This window comes from Paraburkholderia phytofirmans PsJN (assembly GCF_000020125.1).
GTDB classification, from domain to species: Bacteria; Pseudomonadota; Gammaproteobacteria; order Burkholderiales; family Burkholderiaceae; genus Paraburkholderia; species Paraburkholderia phytofirmans.
This window is the reverse complement of sequence record NC_010681.1, coordinates 1,465,850-1,482,728: the sequence shown is the minus strand read 5'-3', so window position 1 is coordinate 1,482,728 and position 16,879 is coordinate 1,465,850. Positions and strand designations below refer to the sequence as shown.

General features: G+C 64.7%; 15 protein-coding genes. 6 read left to right on the top strand and 9 right to left on the bottom strand.

All coding sequences use genetic code 11. The features are described from left to right. Positions 1–356 precede the first annotated feature (356 nt). The 6 genes from BPHYT_RS06520 to BPHYT_RS06495 all read left to right on the top strand — a co-directional run bounded on the left by BPHYT_RS06520 (position 357) and on the right by BPHYT_RS06495 (position 5,322). Positions 357–1,298 (top strand): UDP-2,3-diacylglucosamine diphosphatase, encoded by a 942-nt coding sequence (locus BPHYT_RS06520; protein WP_012432357.1) that lies wholly within the window; start codon positions 357–359, stop codon positions 1,296–1,298. A gap of 36 nt (positions 1,299–1,334) precedes the next feature. Beyond that, positions 1,335–2,366 (top strand): glycosyltransferase family 4 protein, encoded by a 1,032-nt coding sequence (locus BPHYT_RS06515; RefSeq protein ID WP_012432356.1) that lies wholly within the window; start codon positions 1,335–1,337, stop codon positions 2,364–2,366. A 20-nt stretch (positions 2,367–2,386) separates the two neighbouring features. Continuing rightward, positions 2,387–3,025, top strand: a complete 639-nt coding sequence (locus tag BPHYT_RS06510; RefSeq protein ID WP_012432355.1) for a diacylglycerol kinase — start codon at positions 2,387–2,389, stop codon at positions 3,023–3,025. 205 nt (positions 3,026–3,230) lie between these two features. After that, positions 3,231–3,956 carry a TetR/AcrR family transcriptional regulator gene (locus tag BPHYT_RS06505; protein WP_012432354.1) on the top strand — a complete coding sequence of 242 codons (726 nt, stop codon included), beginning with the start codon at positions 3,231–3,233 and terminating at the stop codon, positions 3,954–3,956. A gap of 2 nt (positions 3,957–3,958) precedes the next feature. Next, complete coding sequence (locus BPHYT_RS06500; RefSeq protein ID WP_012432353.1) at positions 3,959–4,543, top strand: LOG family protein; 585 nt, start codon at positions 3,959–3,961, stop codon at positions 4,541–4,543. 32 nt (positions 4,544–4,575) lie between these two features. Beyond that, complete coding sequence (locus tag BPHYT_RS06495; protein ID WP_012432352.1) at positions 4,576–5,322, top strand: SDR family oxidoreductase; 747 nt, start codon at positions 4,576–4,578, stop codon at positions 5,320–5,322. A gap of 164 nt (positions 5,323–5,486) precedes the next feature. On the opposite strand, the gene BPHYT_RS06490 is transcribed toward BPHYT_RS06495, so the two are convergent. The 9 genes from BPHYT_RS06490 to kdpB form a co-directional block, all read right to left on the bottom strand. Next, on the bottom strand, positions 5,487–6,116 hold the full coding sequence (locus BPHYT_RS06490) for a DUF924 family protein (RefSeq protein ID WP_012432351.1): 630 nt from the start codon (positions 6,114–6,116) through the stop codon (positions 5,487–5,489). Further along, complete coding sequence (locus tag BPHYT_RS06485; RefSeq protein ID WP_012432350.1) at positions 6,109–6,522, bottom strand: group II truncated hemoglobin; 414 nt, start codon at positions 6,520–6,522, stop codon at positions 6,109–6,111. The genes BPHYT_RS06490 and BPHYT_RS06485 overlap by 8 nt, the downstream gene beginning before the upstream one ends. Positions 6,523–6,548: 26 nt before the next feature. Further along, positions 6,549–9,134 (bottom strand): ABC transporter permease, encoded by a 2,586-nt coding sequence (locus tag BPHYT_RS06480; RefSeq protein ID WP_012432349.1) that lies wholly within the window; start codon positions 9,132–9,134, stop codon positions 6,549–6,551. Next, positions 9,131–9,742: a DUF4126 domain-containing protein gene (locus BPHYT_RS06475; protein ID WP_012432348.1), complete on the bottom strand. Its 612-nt coding sequence runs from the start codon at positions 9,740–9,742 to the stop codon at positions 9,131–9,133. Before BPHYT_RS06475 ends, BPHYT_RS06480 begins: the two co-directional genes overlap by 4 nt. 258 nt (positions 9,743–10,000) lie before the next feature. After that, positions 10,001–10,321 carry a quaternary ammonium compound efflux SMR transporter SugE gene (sugE, locus tag BPHYT_RS06470; protein ID WP_012432347.1) on the bottom strand — a complete coding sequence of 107 codons (321 nt, stop codon included), beginning with the start codon at positions 10,319–10,321 and terminating at the stop codon, positions 10,001–10,003. A 152-nt stretch (positions 10,322–10,473) separates the two neighbouring features. Beyond that, a complete protein-coding gene (kdpE, locus tag BPHYT_RS06465; RefSeq protein WP_012432346.1) occupies positions 10,474–11,172 on the bottom strand; it encodes a two-component system response regulator KdpE in 699 nt (232 codons plus the stop codon). Continuing rightward, positions 11,165–13,999 (bottom strand): DUF4118 domain-containing protein, encoded by a 2,835-nt coding sequence (locus BPHYT_RS06460; RefSeq protein WP_012432345.1) that lies wholly within the window; start codon positions 13,997–13,999, stop codon positions 11,165–11,167. The genes kdpE and BPHYT_RS06460 overlap by 8 nt, the downstream gene beginning before the upstream one ends. A 171-nt stretch (positions 14,000–14,170) precedes the next feature. Further along, complete coding sequence (kdpC, locus tag BPHYT_RS06455; protein ID WP_012432344.1) at positions 14,171–14,749, bottom strand: potassium-transporting ATPase subunit KdpC; 579 nt, start codon at positions 14,747–14,749, stop codon at positions 14,171–14,173. A gap of 35 nt (positions 14,750–14,784) precedes the next feature. Beyond that, a complete protein-coding gene (gene kdpB / locus BPHYT_RS06450) occupies positions 14,785–16,869 on the bottom strand; it encodes a potassium-transporting ATPase subunit KdpB (protein WP_012432343.1) in 2,085 nt (694 codons plus the stop codon). Between the last annotated feature and the right edge of the window lie 10 nt (positions 16,870–16,879).

Genomic DNA, 16,879 nt, shown 5'->3' with positions numbered 1-16,879 from the left:
CAGCCGGTCGTTTATTTCGCCCTCCTGCCGAGTAGCCATCGCTTTCAGCGAGCCTCGCCAGACGCTGCCGCACTAGCCGCCTGATTATTTCGCGCTGCTGCTGTCGGGCCGCTACCACACGACGCGCCTCGCGCGATCCGCGGCTTAGCCGACCTCCCGGTTACTTCACCCTACCGTCGGTCCGCCACCAATCCGCGAGAGCCATGTCTGTCGCGGGTCATCCGCGTTTCAAGCTCCGCCTTTCACGCCGACCCGATCCTCTCCCGCCCCCGCAGTAATAAGAACTTCTCATGACTGTCACGGCACAGTCACGCACACTTGGCCCAATACGGGCACCGCAACTCGACGCGTGAGCCATGGACCCCAAAACGTCCGCGACTTCCCTGTTCCGCCAGACCGGCCCGAGCGTCGACCCTGTCGCGTTCCGCCCGGAACCCAACCACAGTCACGGCTTGCCGCTGCCCGTGGCGCCACTGCCGCTCGACGCCAAAGCCAGTCATCACGACGACGATCACGCCGAGCCGCACCGCTACCGCACCATCTGGCTGTCCGACATCCATCTCGGGTCGAGCGGCTGCCAGGCGCCCTATCTGCTCGACTTCCTGCGTCACAACGAGTCGGAATATCTGTACCTGGTGGGCGACATAATCGACGGCTGGCAGTTGAAGAAAGGCTGGTACTGGCCGCAGGCTCACAACGACGTCGTGCAGAAGGTGCTGCGCAAGGCGCGCAAGGGCACGCAAGTGATCTACGTGCCCGGCAATCACGACGAAGCCGCGCGCCAGTTCTGCGACCTCGCGTTCGGCGACATCCACGTGCGCGGCGAGGCGTTTCACACCACGCTCGCCGGCAAGCGTCTGTGGATCGTGCACGGCGATCTGTTCGACGGCGTGATCCAGCACGCCAAGTGGCTCGCCTATCTCGGCGACACGCTCTACACGATGATCCTGATCCTGAACCGCTGGTTTAACCGGATCCGCAGCCGGCTCGGTTTTCCGTACTGGTCGCTGTCGCAGTACCTGAAGCATCAGGTGAAGAACGCGGTCAATTTCATCTCCTCGTTCGAACGCGTGATGACCGACGAAGCGCGCCGCCGCGGCTGCGACGGCGTGGTCTGCGGGCACATCCATAAAGCCGAGATACGCGATATCGACGGCGTCCTGTATTGCAACGACGGCGACTGGGTCGAAAGCCTGTCGGCTCTCGTCGAGACGTATGAAGGCGAACTCAAGGTGATCTACTGGACCGTGATGCGCTCTCCGGAAGTGGGCGTGCAAAAGGCCCGGGCGACCGCATAGTCCCTGCTTGTCAACTCCTCTATTGGGCCGAAACCGATGAAGATCATGATCGTCACCGACGCATGGGAACCGCAGGTCAATGGCGTCGTGCGCACGCTGAAAAACACCACGCGCGAACTCAGCGCGCTCGGCCATCACGTCGATCTGCTGACGCCGCTCGAATTCAAGACGATCCCTTGCCCGACTTATCCGGAGATCCGCCTCTCGCTGCTGCCGCGCCGCAAACTGCGCGAACGTATCGACGCGTTCTCGCCCGACGCCTTGCACATCGCCACTGAGGGTCCGCTCGGCATGGCCGCGCGCGCCTACGCGATCCAGCACAAGCTGCCGTTCACCACCGCTTATCACACGCGTTTTCCGGAGTACGTGCAGGCGCGTTTCGGCATTCCGCTCGCCGCGACCTACAAGTTCCTGCACTGGTTTCACAAGCCGTCGCTGGCCGTGATGGCGCCTACGCCGGTCGTCAAAGCCGACCTCGAAAAATTCGGCTTTACCAACGTCGTGCTTTGGACGCGCGGTGTCGACCTGGACATCTTCCATCAGATGGACTCGAAGGTGCTCAACAGCGCGCGCCCGATCTTTCTCTACGTGGGACGTGTGGCAGTCGAGAAAAACGTCGAGGCGTTTCTGAAGCTCGATCTGCCCGGTTCGAAGTGGGTCGCAGGTGAAGGTCCGGCACTCGCCGAACTGAAGTCGCGCTATCCGCAAGCGAATTATTTGGGTGTGCTGACGCAGGCCGAGTTGGCGAAGGTCTATGCGGCGGCGGACGTCTTCGTGTTCCCGAGCCGCACCGACACGTTCGGGCTCGTGCTGCTCGAAGCGCTCGCCTGCGGCACGCCGGTCGCGGCGTATCCGGTCACCGGCCCGATCGATGTGCTCGGCGACGGCGGCGCGGGCGCGATGCATGAAGATCTGCGCGAAGCCTGCCTCGAAGCCTTGAAGATCGACCGCAACCATGCGCGCGCGTGGGCCGAACGCTTCTCGTGGGCGGCGGCCTCCGAGCAATTCGCCGCGCATCTGAAGCCGCTGCCGCGCGCCTCGTATCGCGAGGAAAGCGCCGCCGCGTGACGCGGTGTGCCGAGCCGTCCATGCGAACCAGACCATCCACCGTGGGGCGCGCGCCGAACGGCGCGCTGCGTGCCGTCGATACCGACAACGACAACCACACCGCAAGCATCGAACCGTTCGACGACGTGCACGAGCCAGGCACGGCGAATCATGCAGATCACGCGCATGGTTTGAACGACGCGAATGGCACGCAACAAAACGTCACGCAACACGACACGCAGAACGAACCCCTCAGCCCCGACGATCCGTTCGCGCCATTGCCTTTCAATCCCTACAAAGGCAATCGCGGCCTCACGCGCGCCTGGCACGCGATGAAAAATTCGCTCGCGGGCTTTCGCGTCGCGATCCGCGAGGAAAGCGCGTTTCGTCAGGAACTCACGCTTGCCGCGATCCTGATTCCCTGCGGCGTGCTGGTGCCCGTCGAGCCGGTGTCGCGCGTGTTGCTGCTCGGTTCGGTGCTGCTCGTGCTGATCGTCGAGTTGCTGAATTCGAGCGTGGAAGCGGCCATCGACCGGATTTCACTCGAACGCCACGAACTCTCGCGCCGCGCGAAGGATCTCGGCAGCGCGGCTGTGATGGTCGCGCTCGGCATGTGCCTGATGACGTGGCTGCTGATCGTCGGGCCGCTCGTCGCGCATTGGGTCGAGGCATGGCTGTGAAGGCGCGCGGCAGGCTGTTTTAACGCCGTACAGGCGCGTTCGATCGACGCGCGAAGCGTCGCGAGGAATGAAAACCCTGACTATCCGCTTGGTATTAGAACGCTCGGTTTATAATCGTCCGATACACCAACCGCGTCCGGGCGGATCACGCAAAGAGCGGCTCGCCGCCGTGTGCCCCAGCCCGGCGTAACCAGGGCCGGACGACATGGAAGCCAAACCTCCCCGCCGCACGCGCGAACGGATTCTCGAGCTGTCGTTGAAGCTGTTCAACGAAATCGGCGAGCCGAACGTCACGACGACGACGATCGCCGAGGAAATGGAAATCAGTCCAGGCAACCTGTACTACCACTTCCGCAACAAAGACGACATCATCAACAGCATCTTCAGCCAGTTCGAGCAGGAGATCGAAAAGCGTCTGCGTTTCCCCGACGACCATCGCGCGACCATCGACGAAATGTGGTCGTATCTGCAGTACATGGTCGATTTCACCTGGCGTTATCGTTTCCTGTATCGTGATCTGAACGATCTGCTGGCGCGAAATCGCACGCTTGAAACGCACTTCAAGCAGATCATCAGCCACAAGGTGCGTTTCGCGAGCCAGTTCTGCGAACAACTCGTCGCCGACGGCGAAATGGTCGTCACGCCGGAAGAGCTTCACGTAATCGCCACCAACGTCGGCGTGATCGGCACGTACTGGCTCTCGTATCAGTTCGTGATGAACCCGCGCAAATACAACGAGCAGGAAGCGATTCGCGCGGAGCTGCATCAGGTGAGCGTGCAGATCGTGTCGCTCATGGCGCCCTATCTGCGCGGCCGCTCGCGGCAGATTTTCGACGACCTCGTGTCGGGCAAGCTGCCCAAGCGCGAGTTTTACGACTACCTGCCGCCCAAGGAAGGCGCCGCGCCCCGCAACGAACCGAAGGACGTTTGAGCATGAAGTCGGTGTGTGTGTATTGCGGCTCTTCCAACGGAGCCAAACCGTTGTATGCGGAAGCGGCGCGCACCTTCGGCCGCGCGCTGGTGCAAGCCGATCTCGCGCTGGTGTACGGCGGCGGCAAGGTCGGCCTGATGGGCGTGATCGCCGACACGGTGATGGCCGAAGGCGGCCGCGCGATCGGCGTGATTCCCGAGCTGCTGGTCAACAAGGAAGTCGGCCATAACGGCCTGACCGAATTGCACGTGGTGCCCGACATGCATCATCGCAAGAAGATGATGGCCGACCTGTCCGACGCGTTCGTCGCGATGCCGGGCGGCGCGGGCACGCTCGAAGAGCTGTTCGAAGTCTACACGTGGGCGCAACTCGGCTATCACCAGAAAGCGGTGGCACTGCTGAATATCGACGGCTTCTACGATCCGCTGATCAACATGCTTCAGCACACGGTCGACGAAGGTTTCATGCGCCAAACCTATTTCGACATCCTGCAGATCGACGCCGATCCCGCCGGGTTGATCGGCAAGCTGCAACGCTACCAGCCGCCCGTCAGCGACAAGTGGGCGATCAAGCGCGACGCGGTCTGACTTTTCCGAACCTGAAGGTTGCTGAGTTTGCGATGACGAAAACCGTTCTGATCACCGGTGGCAGCCGCGGCATTGGCCGCGCGACCGCGCGTTTGCTGGGTGCGCGCGGCTGGTTCGTCGGCGTGAATTACGCGCGCAATCTCGCTGCCGCGCAAGATACTGCCGCTGAAGTGGAACGCGCCGGCGGCCGCGCGCTGACCATCGCCGGCGACGTCGCGAATGAAGCCGACGTGCTCGCCATGTTCGACGCGCTTCAGCAGAAGTTCGGGCGGATCGACGCGCTCGTCAATAACGCCGGGATCGTCGCGCCGTCCAGCCAGCTTGCCGACATGGACCTCGCGCGCCTGAAGCGCATGTTCGACGTCAACGTGCTGGGCGCGTATCTGTGCGCGCGCGAAGCCGCGCGGCGCATGTCGACTGATCGAGGCGGCGCGGGCGGCGTGATCGTTAACGTGTCGTCCGCGGCTTCGCGTCTTGGTTCACCGAACGAATATGTCGACTACGCCGGCTCGAAAGGCGCTGTCGATACGATGACGCTCGGCCTCGCCAAGGAACTCGGCCCGCAAGGCGTGCGCGTGAACGCGGTGCGCCCTGGCCTCATCGATACCGAGATTCATGCGAGCGGCGGCAAGCCCGAACGCGCCGCGCAACTCGGCGCGACCACACCGCTGGGCCGCCCCGGCACGGCCGACGAAGTGGCCGAGACCATCGTATGGTTGTTGAGCGATGCCGCCTCGTATGTGACGGGCGCGCTGCTCGACGTGTCCGGCGGACGCTAAGGCGTCAGCTCGCTTCCCGCTTTTTCTCGTTATAACCGGCCGCGCTCATGCACGAGCGGCCGCCTTGCCTTGCGCGGGTGAGGCGAATGTACTGGCGTGATTTGCGTGCTTGCGCCAAGCGCCGCGAGAGCGGCGATCGACGCATAGCACGGGGCGCTGCGCGCCTAAAACGATGAGCCGGGTGTACGCAGAAAGGCGATTTCTTCAGCCGTCGAGGTTCGCCCGAGCGTCGCATTGCGATGCGGAAAGCGCCCGAAACGCTCGATGATTTCCGCGTGCCGCACCGCGAACCGGTAATACGATTTGCCGCCCGGCTCCGCTTTTAACTGTTCGAATAGACGCAGCGACTCACGCTGGCTCCCAGGTGTTTCGTCGTGCTCGAACGGCAGATAAGCGAACGCACGATGATGCGCGGTAGGCAACAAGCGGTCAGCCCCGCTCGCGATCATCTGCTGCGCGATACGCAAGGCTTTCTGGTCAGCCGCAAACGCGCGCGCTGTATTGCGATGGCAATTGCGCGAGAACTGATCCAGCACGATGACGAGCGCCAGCGCGCCGAGCGGTGTTTGCGTCCAGCTATCGAGCATGGATTCGCGTGCCATGTCGATCAACGCACCGAAGCGTTCCCGCAACATCGCGTCGAAAGCCGCATTGCGTGAGAACCAGATTTTGCGCTCGGTGTCGTACTCCGGCGTGCCGGGTATGCCGAACCAGCAGTCGAGAACCTCCCGCGCTTCCGTAGGCAAACAAGCGTATTCAGCGCAAAGCTGGCCCGAGTCCAACCCGTTAGCCATTCCGGTTGCGCATCCAGTCAGCTGTTTCGAAGAACGAGCCGAGCAGGCGCTCCCTCAGCGGCTCGTCGAGACCGACATCTTCCATTGCCCACGCCATGCATCTGAGCCACTGATCGCGCTCGCTGGACGCGATCGCGAACGGCAGATGCCGCGCGCGCAAACGCGGATGACCGAAGCGGCTGATGTAATGATCGGGGCCGCCCATCCAGCCGCACAGAAACCAGAAGAACTTGTCGCGCGAACCGTCGAGCGATTCGGGATGCAACGCGCGGATTCCGGCGAAGTCCGCTTCGAGATCCATCAGATCGTAAAAACGGTCGACCAGTTCGCGCACACGCGCTTCGCCGCCCACCAGTTCGAAGGCCGTCGGCTGCGCCGCAGACACCTCGTCGTTCAAATCACTCATACCTGCTCACCAACCGATAAGAAAATTCACGCGTCCCGCAACGATTGCAACGCGGGCCGCGCCAGCACATGCCGCAGGCTCAGCCAGCCGCCCACACCGGCGCACGCGATGCCGGCGGCAATGCCCGCGGGCAACAACCAGGGATTGAAACTCAGATAGAACTCGAACACGCGCGTTGCCAGCACATAGCCGATGGCCTGCGCGCCGGCCGCCGCCATCAAGCCCGCCAATGCACCCACCGCGACGAACTCGGCGACCTGCACCGCCCGCACCTGGCGATGCGACGCGCCCAGCGCGCGCAGCAGCGCGGATTCTCGCATACGCTCATCGCGCGTGCCGGCGAGCGCCGCGTACAGCACGAGCACGCCCGCCGCGAGCGTGAACGCGAACAGGAATTGCACCGCGCCGATCACCTGCTGCAACACGCGCTGCACCTGCGCGAGAATCGGACCGGTGTCGATGGCCGTGAGGTTCGGATAGGCGGCGATCAGGCCGTCGATGGTCGACTGTTTTTCCTGCGGCAAATGGAAACTCGTGATGAACGTCGCCGGGAAATCCTGCAGCGCGGCAGGCGGCATCAGCACGAAAAAGTTGACCTTGAACGAACCCCAGTCGAGCTTGCGCACACTCGTGACCGGCGCGTCGATCTGCAAGCCGGTCACGTCGAAACGCAGCATGTCGCCGGGCTTCACGTTGATCAGCTTGGCGAGTCCCTGCTCGATCGAAATCTGCGGCGTTGTCGTGTCGCCGTACCAGGTGCCGGCTGCGAGGCGGTTGTCGTCGGGCAGCTCGGTCGTGTACGAGAGATTGAATTCGCGATCCACCAGACGCTTGGCGTCGTCGCCCTTGAACGAATCGGGGTTGACCGGCTTGCCGTTGATCGCCGTCAGCCGTCCGCGCACCATCGGCGCGAGCACCGTGCCGGGCACGCCGTGCGTGCTCAGGTACTGCGTGACCGCGTCGCGCTGATCGGGCTGGATGTCGATGATAAATTCGTTCGGCGCATCGGGCGGCGTCGATTTGCGCCAGCCGGCCACGAGGTCGTTGCGCGTCATCGCGATCAGCAACAGGCACATCAGGCCGATGCCGAGCGCGGTGATCTGCAACGCGCTCGCGCTGCTGCGCCGTTCGAGCGACGCCAGCGCATAACGCCAGCCGATGCTCGCATTCACGCGCTCGCTGCGCACGACGCGCGCCGCGCCCCACAGCGCCAGCCGCGCGATGCACGCGAACACCAGCATCCCGCCCGCAAAGCCGCCCGCCACGATTCCGCCGAGCTTCAGTTCGCCCGCCGCGATGATCAGCAGCGCGGCGAACAGCGCGATGCCGAGCGCGTAGGCGGCCCACGCCGTGCGCCCCGCTTCGCCCCATTCGCGGCGCAGCACGCGCACCGGCGGCACGCGCGTGAGCGGCAACAGCGGCGGCAAGGCGAAGCCCAGCAGCAGCACGAGACCGGCCGCGATGCCTTCGAGTGCCGGCCACGCCGTCGGATAGGGGAGCACGACATCGATCAGACTGCCGAGCCACGTGAGCAACGCGAGATGCCCGAGAAAACCGAGCGCCACACCAAGCGCGCCGCCGATCAAACCGAGCCCGACGAATTCGAGCGTGAAAAGCGCACGCAAAGTCGACTGGCTGGCGCCGAGGCAACGCATCGCCGCGCAGCCGTCCAGATGCCGGCGCATATACCGATGCGCGGCCATCGCAATCGCCACGGCCGCCAGCAACGCGGTGAGCAGCGAGACGAGCGTAAGGAAGTGGCTCGCGCGATCGAGCGTCTGACGCACTTGCGGCTGGCCGTCCTGCAACGATTCGAGCGCGACGCCGCGCATCTTGCCGCCGTCCACGCGCTCATGCGCGAACTGCGCGAAGCGCGCCACCGACTCGTCCGTGCCCGCGACCAGCAGGCGGTACGTTACGCGGCTGCCGTAGGTGACGAGGCCGGTGGACGGCACGTCGTCGGCACGCAGCATCAGGCGCGGCGAGAAGTTGACGAACGAGAAACCGCGGTCGAGTTCGCGCGTGATCACCGCGCCGATCATGAAATCGCGACCGCCGACTTTCACGCGATCGCCGACACGCACCTTCAACGCATCGAGCAGCGCCTGATCGACCCACACGACGCCCGGCGGCGGAATCGACTGCGCCGGGTGGTCCGCCGCGCCCGGCGCCGGCGCAATGCGCAACGCGCCGCGCAACGGGTAACCCGGCGAGACCGCCTTGATGGCGGCGAGCCGCGAGACCGGCTGCGTGCCGGTCGAATTGATCATGCTGGGAAAGATCGCCGTGCTGGCGGTCTTCAGGCCGAGCGCCTTGGCCTGCGCGGCGAATTGCGGATCGACCGGATGATCGGCCCGCACGATGAAGTCGGCGGCGATCATGCGCCGTGCGTCGCGCTCGAGCCCCTGATGCAGACGGTCAGCCAGAAAGCCGACACTCGACAAAGCCGCCACGGCGAGTACCAGCGCCAGCAGCAGCATGGTCAGCTCGCCCGCGCGCCAGTCGCGCGACGTCATGCGAATGGACTGGCGCACCAGATCCATGCCGCCGAACCGGCGCGTCGTCACCGGTAAAGCTCTGTGCGCCGTGGAACCCCGTACCGTATCGCTCAATCGTGCCTGCTCCTGGCGAAGCGCGACACCATGTGCGTCGCCATGCCGCGAAAACCGCCCTGCACCCCACGCCAAAGCCGCGGCAACGCCCAGCCGGCCAGCATCAGGAAACCGATCATCAACACCAGAAAAACGAGCGGCACGAACAGCGCGAGCAGCATGCCGCCGAACACGAGTCCGTCTTCAGCAGTCGAGGTCACCACATTCGAGACCGGTTCCGGTGACAAATTGATCAACGCGCGTGTGCCCGCTTTCGCGAGGTGCGCGGTGCCCGCCAGCGTGCCGCCCGCGAGCGCGGCCACCGTCAGCAGCGCCGGATCGGCATGGCCTAGCGCGCCGGCGGCCAGCACCGCGCCGGCCGGAATACGGATGAAGGTATGGACCGCGTCCCACAGCGAATCGAACGCGGGGATCTTGTCGGCGAGAAATTCGGTGACTGTGAGCACGCCCGCCACGCCGATCACCCACGGAGAGGACAACGCGGACAGCGTATCGGGAAGATGGACAAGGCCGAGCCGGGCGAACACGCCGGCCAGCAGGACCGTCAGGTAGAGGCGCAGGCCGCTGCCCCATGAGAGGCCCGCCGCGAGCGAAAGTGATTCAAGCATGGCCGCCTCCAGGCGCGCTGTGCGTGCCGGGCGCTACGACGGGCCACGAATGGGGCCGCGCATCGAAGTCGTCAGACCCGCGCCAAGCCGGTCGCGCCAAATGGGCCGCGGACAATTTCAGGTTGGATTCGATCTCATTATAGCCACCTTAATTCGCAGAACGCAGAGCGGCGAATAATTGGCCGGCTTGATTGAAGGCGCGGGCCGGGCGCACCCGGATTGGGTAAAGACGCCCGGCAGTAGGTCGAAATGCCGGGCTCAATGCCCGGAAGACAGCTTCAGGCCGATCAATCCGATCACGATCAGCGCCGCGCTGGCCACTCGCGCGACGGTCAACGCCTCACCCATCACCACGATTCCGAAGATGAACGCGCCGACCGCGCCGATTCCCGTCCATACCGCGTACGCCGTGCCGAGCGGCAGCTGACGCATGGCCATGGCGAGCAGCACGAAGCTGCCGAGCGCCGTCACGATTGTGAACACGGACGGCCACAGGCGGGTGAAACCATCGGAGGTTTTGAGACCGGCGGCCCACGCGATTTCGAGCAAACCGGCAATTAACAGAAGAATCCAGGACATGAGACAGCTCCATGGTCAGATGGGGCCGTCCCCGTTCGTGAAACCGCAAGGTCGTCCTTACGAACTGTAATTATACCAAAATAGCTCGAGGCCGCCGGTGGGCGCTCGCTGCCGGAACGCGTGTCGCGCGGTGGCAAATTGTCGCCTCACGCTCAAATCGCGCCCACCAGCCGGTATCCGACACCCGTTTCCGTGATGATGTGCTCCGGTTGCGCCGGGTCGCGCTCCAGCTTGCCGCGCAGATGCGCCATATAGATGCGCAAATAGTGATGGCTCTCGACATGCGACGGCCCCCACACCTCGCGCAGCAATTGGCGATGCGTCAGCACGCGGCCGGCATGGCGCACCAGCGTCGCGAGCAGCCGGTACTCGATCGGCGTCAGATGGACCACCGCGCCGTCGCGGCTCACCTGCCGCAAGGCCAGATCGACGGTCACCGTGCCGAAGCGCACCTGCGGTGTTTCGTTGGCGCCGCCCTGATTCCGGCGCCGCATATGCGCGCGAATCCGCGCCAGCAACTCGGACACGCCGAACGGCTTGGTGAGGTAATCGTCCGCGCCGGCATCGAGCGCGGCGACTTTTTCGCTTTCCTGGGTACGCGCCGACAGCACGATCACCGGCAACTCGCTCCAGCCGCGCAGTTCGCGGATCACGTCGAGACCGTCGGTGTCGGGCAGGCCGAGATCGACGATCACCAGATCGGGCTTGCGCGTCGCGGCTTCGACGAGACCCTGCTTGCCGGTCTCGGCGTCATGCACGACGATGCCCTCGCCTTCCAGCGCCGTTCGCACGAAGCGGCGAATCTGCTTTTCATCTTCGATCAGGACGACGGTGATGCTCGGGTCACTCATGGCTAGGCTTGGAAAGCGGATTAAGAGTTGAATCGCCGCCGGTGTCGGCGTGGGTCAAGGAATCGGCGCCTTCGTTTTCCAGTGCATCCGGCGCGTCAGGCGGCGTGTCCACCGGCAGCGTGAACCAGAAGCGCGCGCCCTCGACACGGCCGTCCGCCGACATGCGATTGAGCGCGCCGATTGTACCGCCGTGCGCTTCCACGATCGCGCGGCAGATCGCCAGTCCCAGGCCGATGCCCGGCTTGGCCGACTCCTTCTCGCCGCGCGTGAATTTCTCGAACACGCGCGCTTCCATGCCGGCGGGCAGACCCGGGCCGCTATCGTCGACGGTCACGCGCACGAACGACTTGCCGTCCGCGTCGAGACGCTGCGCGCCGATTGTCAGCGGCGTGGCCGGCGCGGTGTATTTCGCGGCGTTCTCGAACAGGTTGGAGAAGAGGCGCTCCATCAGCACGGCGTCGAGGTGCAAGAGCGGCAGGTCGGCGGGCAGTTTCACCCGCACCGGATGATTCGTCAGCACACGTTTGCAAGCCCGCAGCGCGGCGCCCACCGTCTCTTCGAGCAGCGTCCATTGCTGGTTCAGTTGCAGACTGCCCGCCTGCAGACGCGCCATGTCGAGCAGATTCGTGACGATGCCGGTCATGCGCAGCGCTTCCTCGTGAATCGCTTCGACCAGCTCGCCGTTGGGCTGCGCGTCGGGCGCTTGTGCGAGCATCGACGAGAAGCCGACGATGGTCGTCAACGGCGTGCGCAAATCGTGCGAGATCGCCGACAACAACGAGTTGCGCAAGCGCTCCGACTCCATGTTGACGAGCGCATCGCGCGCGATATCGACGTAATGCACCCGCTCCAGCGCGAGCGCGATCTGCGCGGCGAACGCGTCGAGCATGCGCTGCTGCTCGGGCACGTCGAGTTCGCCCTCGTCGCGCATCACCACAGCGAGCACGCCGCGCGTGCGCATCGGCGCCTTGAGTGGCAGGTAGAGCGCGGCGGCGGCCGGCAGCGTGTCAGTGCCGTGGCCGGCCGGCTTCTGCTGGTCGTAGACCCATTGGCCGACGTCGCTATCGAGCAATTCGCCTTCGAGCGTGATCGTCGCGTCCGGATCCTCGATTTTCTGCTTCACCTGATCGGCGCTGTCCGGCAACAGAATCGCGACACGCGCGCCGAACACCTCGCTCACATGCCGGCTGCCGATACCGACGATCTGTTCCGTGGTCAGCGCCGCGGCGAGTTCGCGCGCCATGGCGTACATCGCGCCAGTGCGCTGTTCGCGACGCCGCGCCACGCTTGCCTCGCGGCGCAGACTCGAAGTGAGATGGCTGATCACCAGCGAAGTCAGCAGCATGCCGAAGAAGGTCAGCAGATATTGCGTATCGGAGACCGACAGCGACATGCGCGGCGGCACGAAGAAGAAATCGAACGCGGCCACGCTCATGAACGACAGCACCACGCCGGGCCCGCGCCCCAGCTTCACGGCGGCGAAGATCACGCCGAGCAGATAGAGCATGACGAGATTGGTCAGATCGATATGGTCGATCAACTGGCTCGCCAGCAGCGTGATGGCCGCGCAGATCAACAGCGCGAAGCCGTAGGCGCGCGGCGGCGAGCGGCGTTCGCGCGCCGCGCTCAGCGCCTCGCGCCATGCATTTGCCGTGGTGTTCAACAGATGGCGATGCTCGCCGCCGTCGCGCTCGGAGGACGCGCGAATCAGCGTGAGATCGAGATCGGCCGCCTTCTCGGCGATCCGTTCGCCGAGCGGCCGGCGCAGCCAGCGTCTCAAGCCCGTGCGTGCCGACGCGCCGGCCACCAGCTTCGACACGTTGCGCGCCTGCGCATAGCCGATCAACGCGACGGCCGCGTCGGCGGTCGCGAGCGTCGCGGTTTCGGCGCCGAGTTCCGCGGCGAGCTTCAGCGCGTTCAACGTGCGTTCGCGACGCGCGTCGGGCAGACGCTGCAGCGCCGGCGTTTCCACATAGACGGCGATCCAGTCGGCCTTCAGGCTCGCGGCGAGGCGCGCCGCCGCGCGCACCAGCATCGGTGCTTCCGGGCCGGGGCCGACGCACACCAGCAAACGCTCGCGCGCCTGCCAGATGCGCTGGATCGAACGGTCCGCGCGGTACTCGTGCATTTGCGCATCGACGCGATCCGCGGTACGGCGCAACGCCAGCTCGCGCAGCGCGATCAGATTGCCTTTGCGGAAGAAGTTGCGCACCGCGCGCTCGGCCTGCTGCGGCATGTACACCTTGCCGTCGCGCATCCGGTCGAGCAGTTCCTCGGCGGGCAGGTCGACCAGCGTGACTTCGTCGGCGCGATCGAACACGCGGTCCGGCACGGTCTCCCAGACACGAATGCCGGTGATCTGGCCGACCACGTCGTTCAGGCTTTCGAGGTGCTGGACGTTGACCGTCGTATAGACGTCGATACCCGCGTCGAGCAGTTCATACACGTCCTGCCAGCGCTTCAGATGCCGCGCGCCCTGCACGTTCGAATGCGCGAGTTCATCGACGAGAATCAGCGCCGGCTTGCGCGCGAGCGCGGCGTCGAGATCGAACTCGCCGAGCTTGCGGCCGCGATATTCGATCTGCGCGAGCGGCAGCACGTCGAGACCGTCGAGCAGCGCCGCGGTTTCGGTGCGGCCATGCGTTTCGGCGATGCCGACCACCACGTCCGCGCCTTCGTCATGACGACGGCGCGCGGCCTGCAACATCGCATAGGTTTTGCCGACGCCCGCCGACGCGCCGAAAAAAATCTTCAGCCTGCCTCGCTGACGTTTTTCTTCGTCGCGTTGCAGCTTGTCGAGCAACTCATCGGGATCGGGGCGGTTCATGCTCAATGGTTTTCATCGTTGGGCGAGCTTCGGTGTGTGCATGGTGGCACGGCGGCGGGCCGGCCGCAAATAACGGCGCTATTACCTGTATTGCGTCGCGCCGTCAAATGGCAAAGGCGGAGTCGCGCGGACGCCGCCTTTGCGATGCGAAGCGCTACAGCGTTTCGTCGATCAGCCGTGCTTCATTTCGTCAAGCGCCAGATTCAGTTGCAGCACGTTCACGCGCGGCTCACCGAGAATACCGAACTGACGGCCGCTCGTGTAACGATCCACCAGCGCCTGCACGTCGTTCGCCGCGAGCTTGCGTGCCTTGGCGACGCGCTCGATCTGATAAGCCGCCGCGGCCGGGCTGATCTCCGGATCGAGACCGCTGCCCGACGACGTCACCAGATCCACCGGCACCGGCTTCGACATATCCGTGCCGGCCGTTTTCAACGCGTCGATACGGCCTTTGATTTCGTCGAGTAACGCCGGATTGGTCGGGCCGAGATTCGAACCACCCGAACCCTGCGCGTTGTACGGCATCGGGCTGGTGGCCGACAGGCGGCCCCAGAAGTATTGCGGCGCATCGAACTGCTGGCCGATCAGCTTCGAGCCGACCACCTTGCCGTCCTGTTCGAGCATGCTGCCGTTAGCCTGATCGCTGAAGGCCGCCTGACCGACGGCGGTCATAACGGCAGGATAAGCAAGCCCGGTCACGGCGGTGAGCACCGCGAAAATCACGATCAACGGACGGAACAGATTTTTCATGATGAATGATTCCTTATGAACTGGCGCACTGGCGCTTAGACCCAACCGAATGCGGCCAGCACCATATCGATCAGCTTGATGCCGATGAACGGCACGATGATCCCGCCCAAACCGTAGACCAGCAGATTGCGGCGCAGCAGGATCGCCGCGCCGAGCGCGCGATAACGCACGCCCTTGAGCGCCAGCGGAATCAGCAACACGATGATCAGCGCGTTGAAAATCACCGCCGACATGATCGCCGAGGCGGGCGTGGCCAGATGCATCACGTTCAGCGCGTTCAGTGCCGGATAGGTCGTGGCGAACGCGGCCGGAATGATCGCGAAGTATTTGGCGACGTCGTTGGCAATCGAGAAGGTGGTGAGCGAACCGCGCGTCATCAGCATCTGCTTGCCGATCTCCACGATCTCGATCAGCTTGGTCGGATTCGAATCGAGGTCGACCATGTTGCCCGCTTCTTTAGCGGCCTGCGTGCCCGTGTTCATCGCCACCGCGACGTCGGCCTGTGCAAGCGCCGGGGCGTCGTTGGTGCCGTCGCCGGTCATCGCCACGAGGCGGCCTTCAGCCTGGTGCGCGCGGATCGTGGCGAGCTTCGCTTCAGGTGTGGCTTCGGCGAGGAAATCGTCGACGCCGGCTTCCGCGGCGATCGCCGCCGCCGTCAAGCGGTTGTCGCCCGTCACCATGATGGTCTTGATGCCCATCTTGCGCAGTTCGGCGAAACGTTCCTTGATGCCGCCCTTCACCACGTCCTTCAACTCGATCACGCCGAGCACGCGCGCGCCCTGCTCGCCTTTTTCGGCGACCACCAGCGGCGTACTGCCGCGCCGCGCGACTTCGGCCACGGCGTTGCTTACTTCATTCGGGAAACGGCCACCGTTGGCCTCGACGTAGTTCTTCACCGCGTCGGCCGCGCCCTTGCGAATTTCGCGGCCCGGCAGATCGACGCCGCTCATGCGCGTTTGCGCGGTGAACGCGAGGAACGTGGCATGCAGCGAGGCCATGTCGCGTTGACGAATGTTGAAGCGCTGCTTCGCCAATACGACGATGCTGCGGCCTTCCGGCGTTTCGTCGGCGAGCGACGATAGTTGCGCGGCGTCCGCAAGCGCTTCTTCCGTCAAACCCGGCGCCGGCACGAACTGCGAAGCCTGGCGATTGCCGAGCGTGATGGTGCCGGTCTTGTCGAGCAACAGCACGTCGACGTCGCCGGCTGCTTCCACGGCGCGGCCCGAGGTGGCGATCACGTTCGCCTGCATCATCCGGCTCATACCGGCCACGCCGATCGCCGACAACAAACCGCCGATGGTCGTCGGAATCAGACACACCAGCAGCGCGACCAGCGCGGTAATCGTCACCACGTGGCCCGCTTTCGCGGCTTCGACCGAGAACATCGAGAACGGCAGCAGCGTGGCGGTGGCGAGCAGCATCACGATCGTCAACGCAACCAGCAGAATGGTCAGCGCGATTTCATTCGGCGTCTTCTGACGCTTTGCGCCTTCCACCATCGCGATCATGCGGTCGAGGAACGCTTCGCCCGGATTCGCGGTGACACGCACCACGATCCAGTCCGACAGCACGCGCGTGCCGCCCGTCACCGACGAAAAGTCGCCGCCCGACTCGCGGATCACCGGCGCGGACTCGCCCGTGATCGCCGATTCGTCGACCGACGCGACACCGTCGATTACTTCGCCGTCGGCAGGAATCACGTCGCCGGTTTCGACCAGCACGACGTCGCCCTTGCGCAGATCTGAAGCCGTCAGAATGCGGATCGGCGACTTCGGATGCGGCTCGTTCAACTTCTTGGCCATCACGTCTTTCTTCGCGCTGCGCAGCGACGCGGCCTGGGCCTTCGAGCGGCCTTCGGCGAGCGCTTCCGCGAAGTTGGCGAACAGCACCGTGAACCACAGCCACAACGTGACCGCGAGAATGAAGCCCGCGGGCGCCTCGGCCTGGCCGCCGAGCGCGGCGATCCAGAGAATGGTCGTGAGAATGCTGCCCACGTACACGCAGAACATCACCGGATTGCGGAACTGCGTGCGCGGCGTCAGCTTCTTGAAGGAGTCCACGATCGCCGGGCGCAGCAGCGCTGGGTCGAACATGGACCGGGTTGCATTATGTTCAGTCATTGAATCCTCG

What these genes read in the sequence shown, in the direction of transcription:
- BPHYT_RS06510 (WP_012432355.1), top strand. Translation starts at nt 2,387, where the DNA reads ATGCGAACCAGACCATCCACCGTGGGGCGCGCGCCGAACGGCGCGCTG.
- BPHYT_RS06505 (WP_012432354.1), top strand. Translation starts at nt 3,231, where the DNA reads ATGGAAGCCAAACCTCCCCGCCGCACGCGCGAACGGATTCTCGAGCTG.
- BPHYT_RS06515 (WP_012432356.1), top strand. Translation starts at nt 1,335, where the DNA reads ATGAAGATCATGATCGTCACCGACGCATGGGAACCGCAGGTCAATGGC.
- BPHYT_RS06475 (WP_012432348.1), bottom strand. Translation starts at nt 9,742, where the DNA reads ATGCTTGAATCACTTTCGCTCGCGGCGGGCCTCTCATGGGGCAGCGGC.
- BPHYT_RS06490 (WP_012432351.1), bottom strand. Translation starts at nt 6,116, where the DNA reads ATGGCTAACGGGTTGGACTCGGGCCAGCTTTGCGCTGAATACGCTTGT.
- BPHYT_RS06520 (WP_012432357.1), top strand. Translation starts at nt 357, where the DNA reads ATGGACCCCAAAACGTCCGCGACTTCCCTGTTCCGCCAGACCGGCCCG.
- BPHYT_RS06500 (WP_012432353.1), top strand. Translation starts at nt 3,959, where the DNA reads ATGAAGTCGGTGTGTGTGTATTGCGGCTCTTCCAACGGAGCCAAACCG.
- kdpE (WP_012432346.1), bottom strand. Translation starts at nt 11,172, where the DNA reads ATGAGTGACCCGAGCATCACCGTCGTCCTGATCGAAGATGAAAAGCAG.
- kdpB (WP_012432343.1), bottom strand. Translation starts at nt 16,869, where the DNA reads ATGACTGAACATAATGCAACCCGGTCCATGTTCGACCCAGCGCTGCTG.
- kdpC (WP_012432344.1), bottom strand. Translation starts at nt 14,749, where the DNA reads ATGAAAAATCTGTTCCGTCCGTTGATCGTGATTTTCGCGGTGCTCACC.
- sugE (WP_012432347.1), bottom strand. Translation starts at nt 10,321, where the DNA reads ATGTCCTGGATTCTTCTGTTAATTGCCGGTTTGCTCGAAATCGCGTGG.
- BPHYT_RS06460 (WP_012432345.1), bottom strand. Translation starts at nt 13,999, where the DNA reads ATGAACCGCCCCGATCCCGATGAGTTGCTCGACAAGCTGCAACGCGAC.
- BPHYT_RS06485 (WP_012432350.1), bottom strand. Translation starts at nt 6,522, where the DNA reads ATGAGTGATTTGAACGACGAGGTGTCTGCGGCGCAGCCGACGGCCTTC.
- BPHYT_RS06495 (WP_012432352.1), top strand. Translation starts at nt 4,576, where the DNA reads ATGACGAAAACCGTTCTGATCACCGGTGGCAGCCGCGGCATTGGCCGC.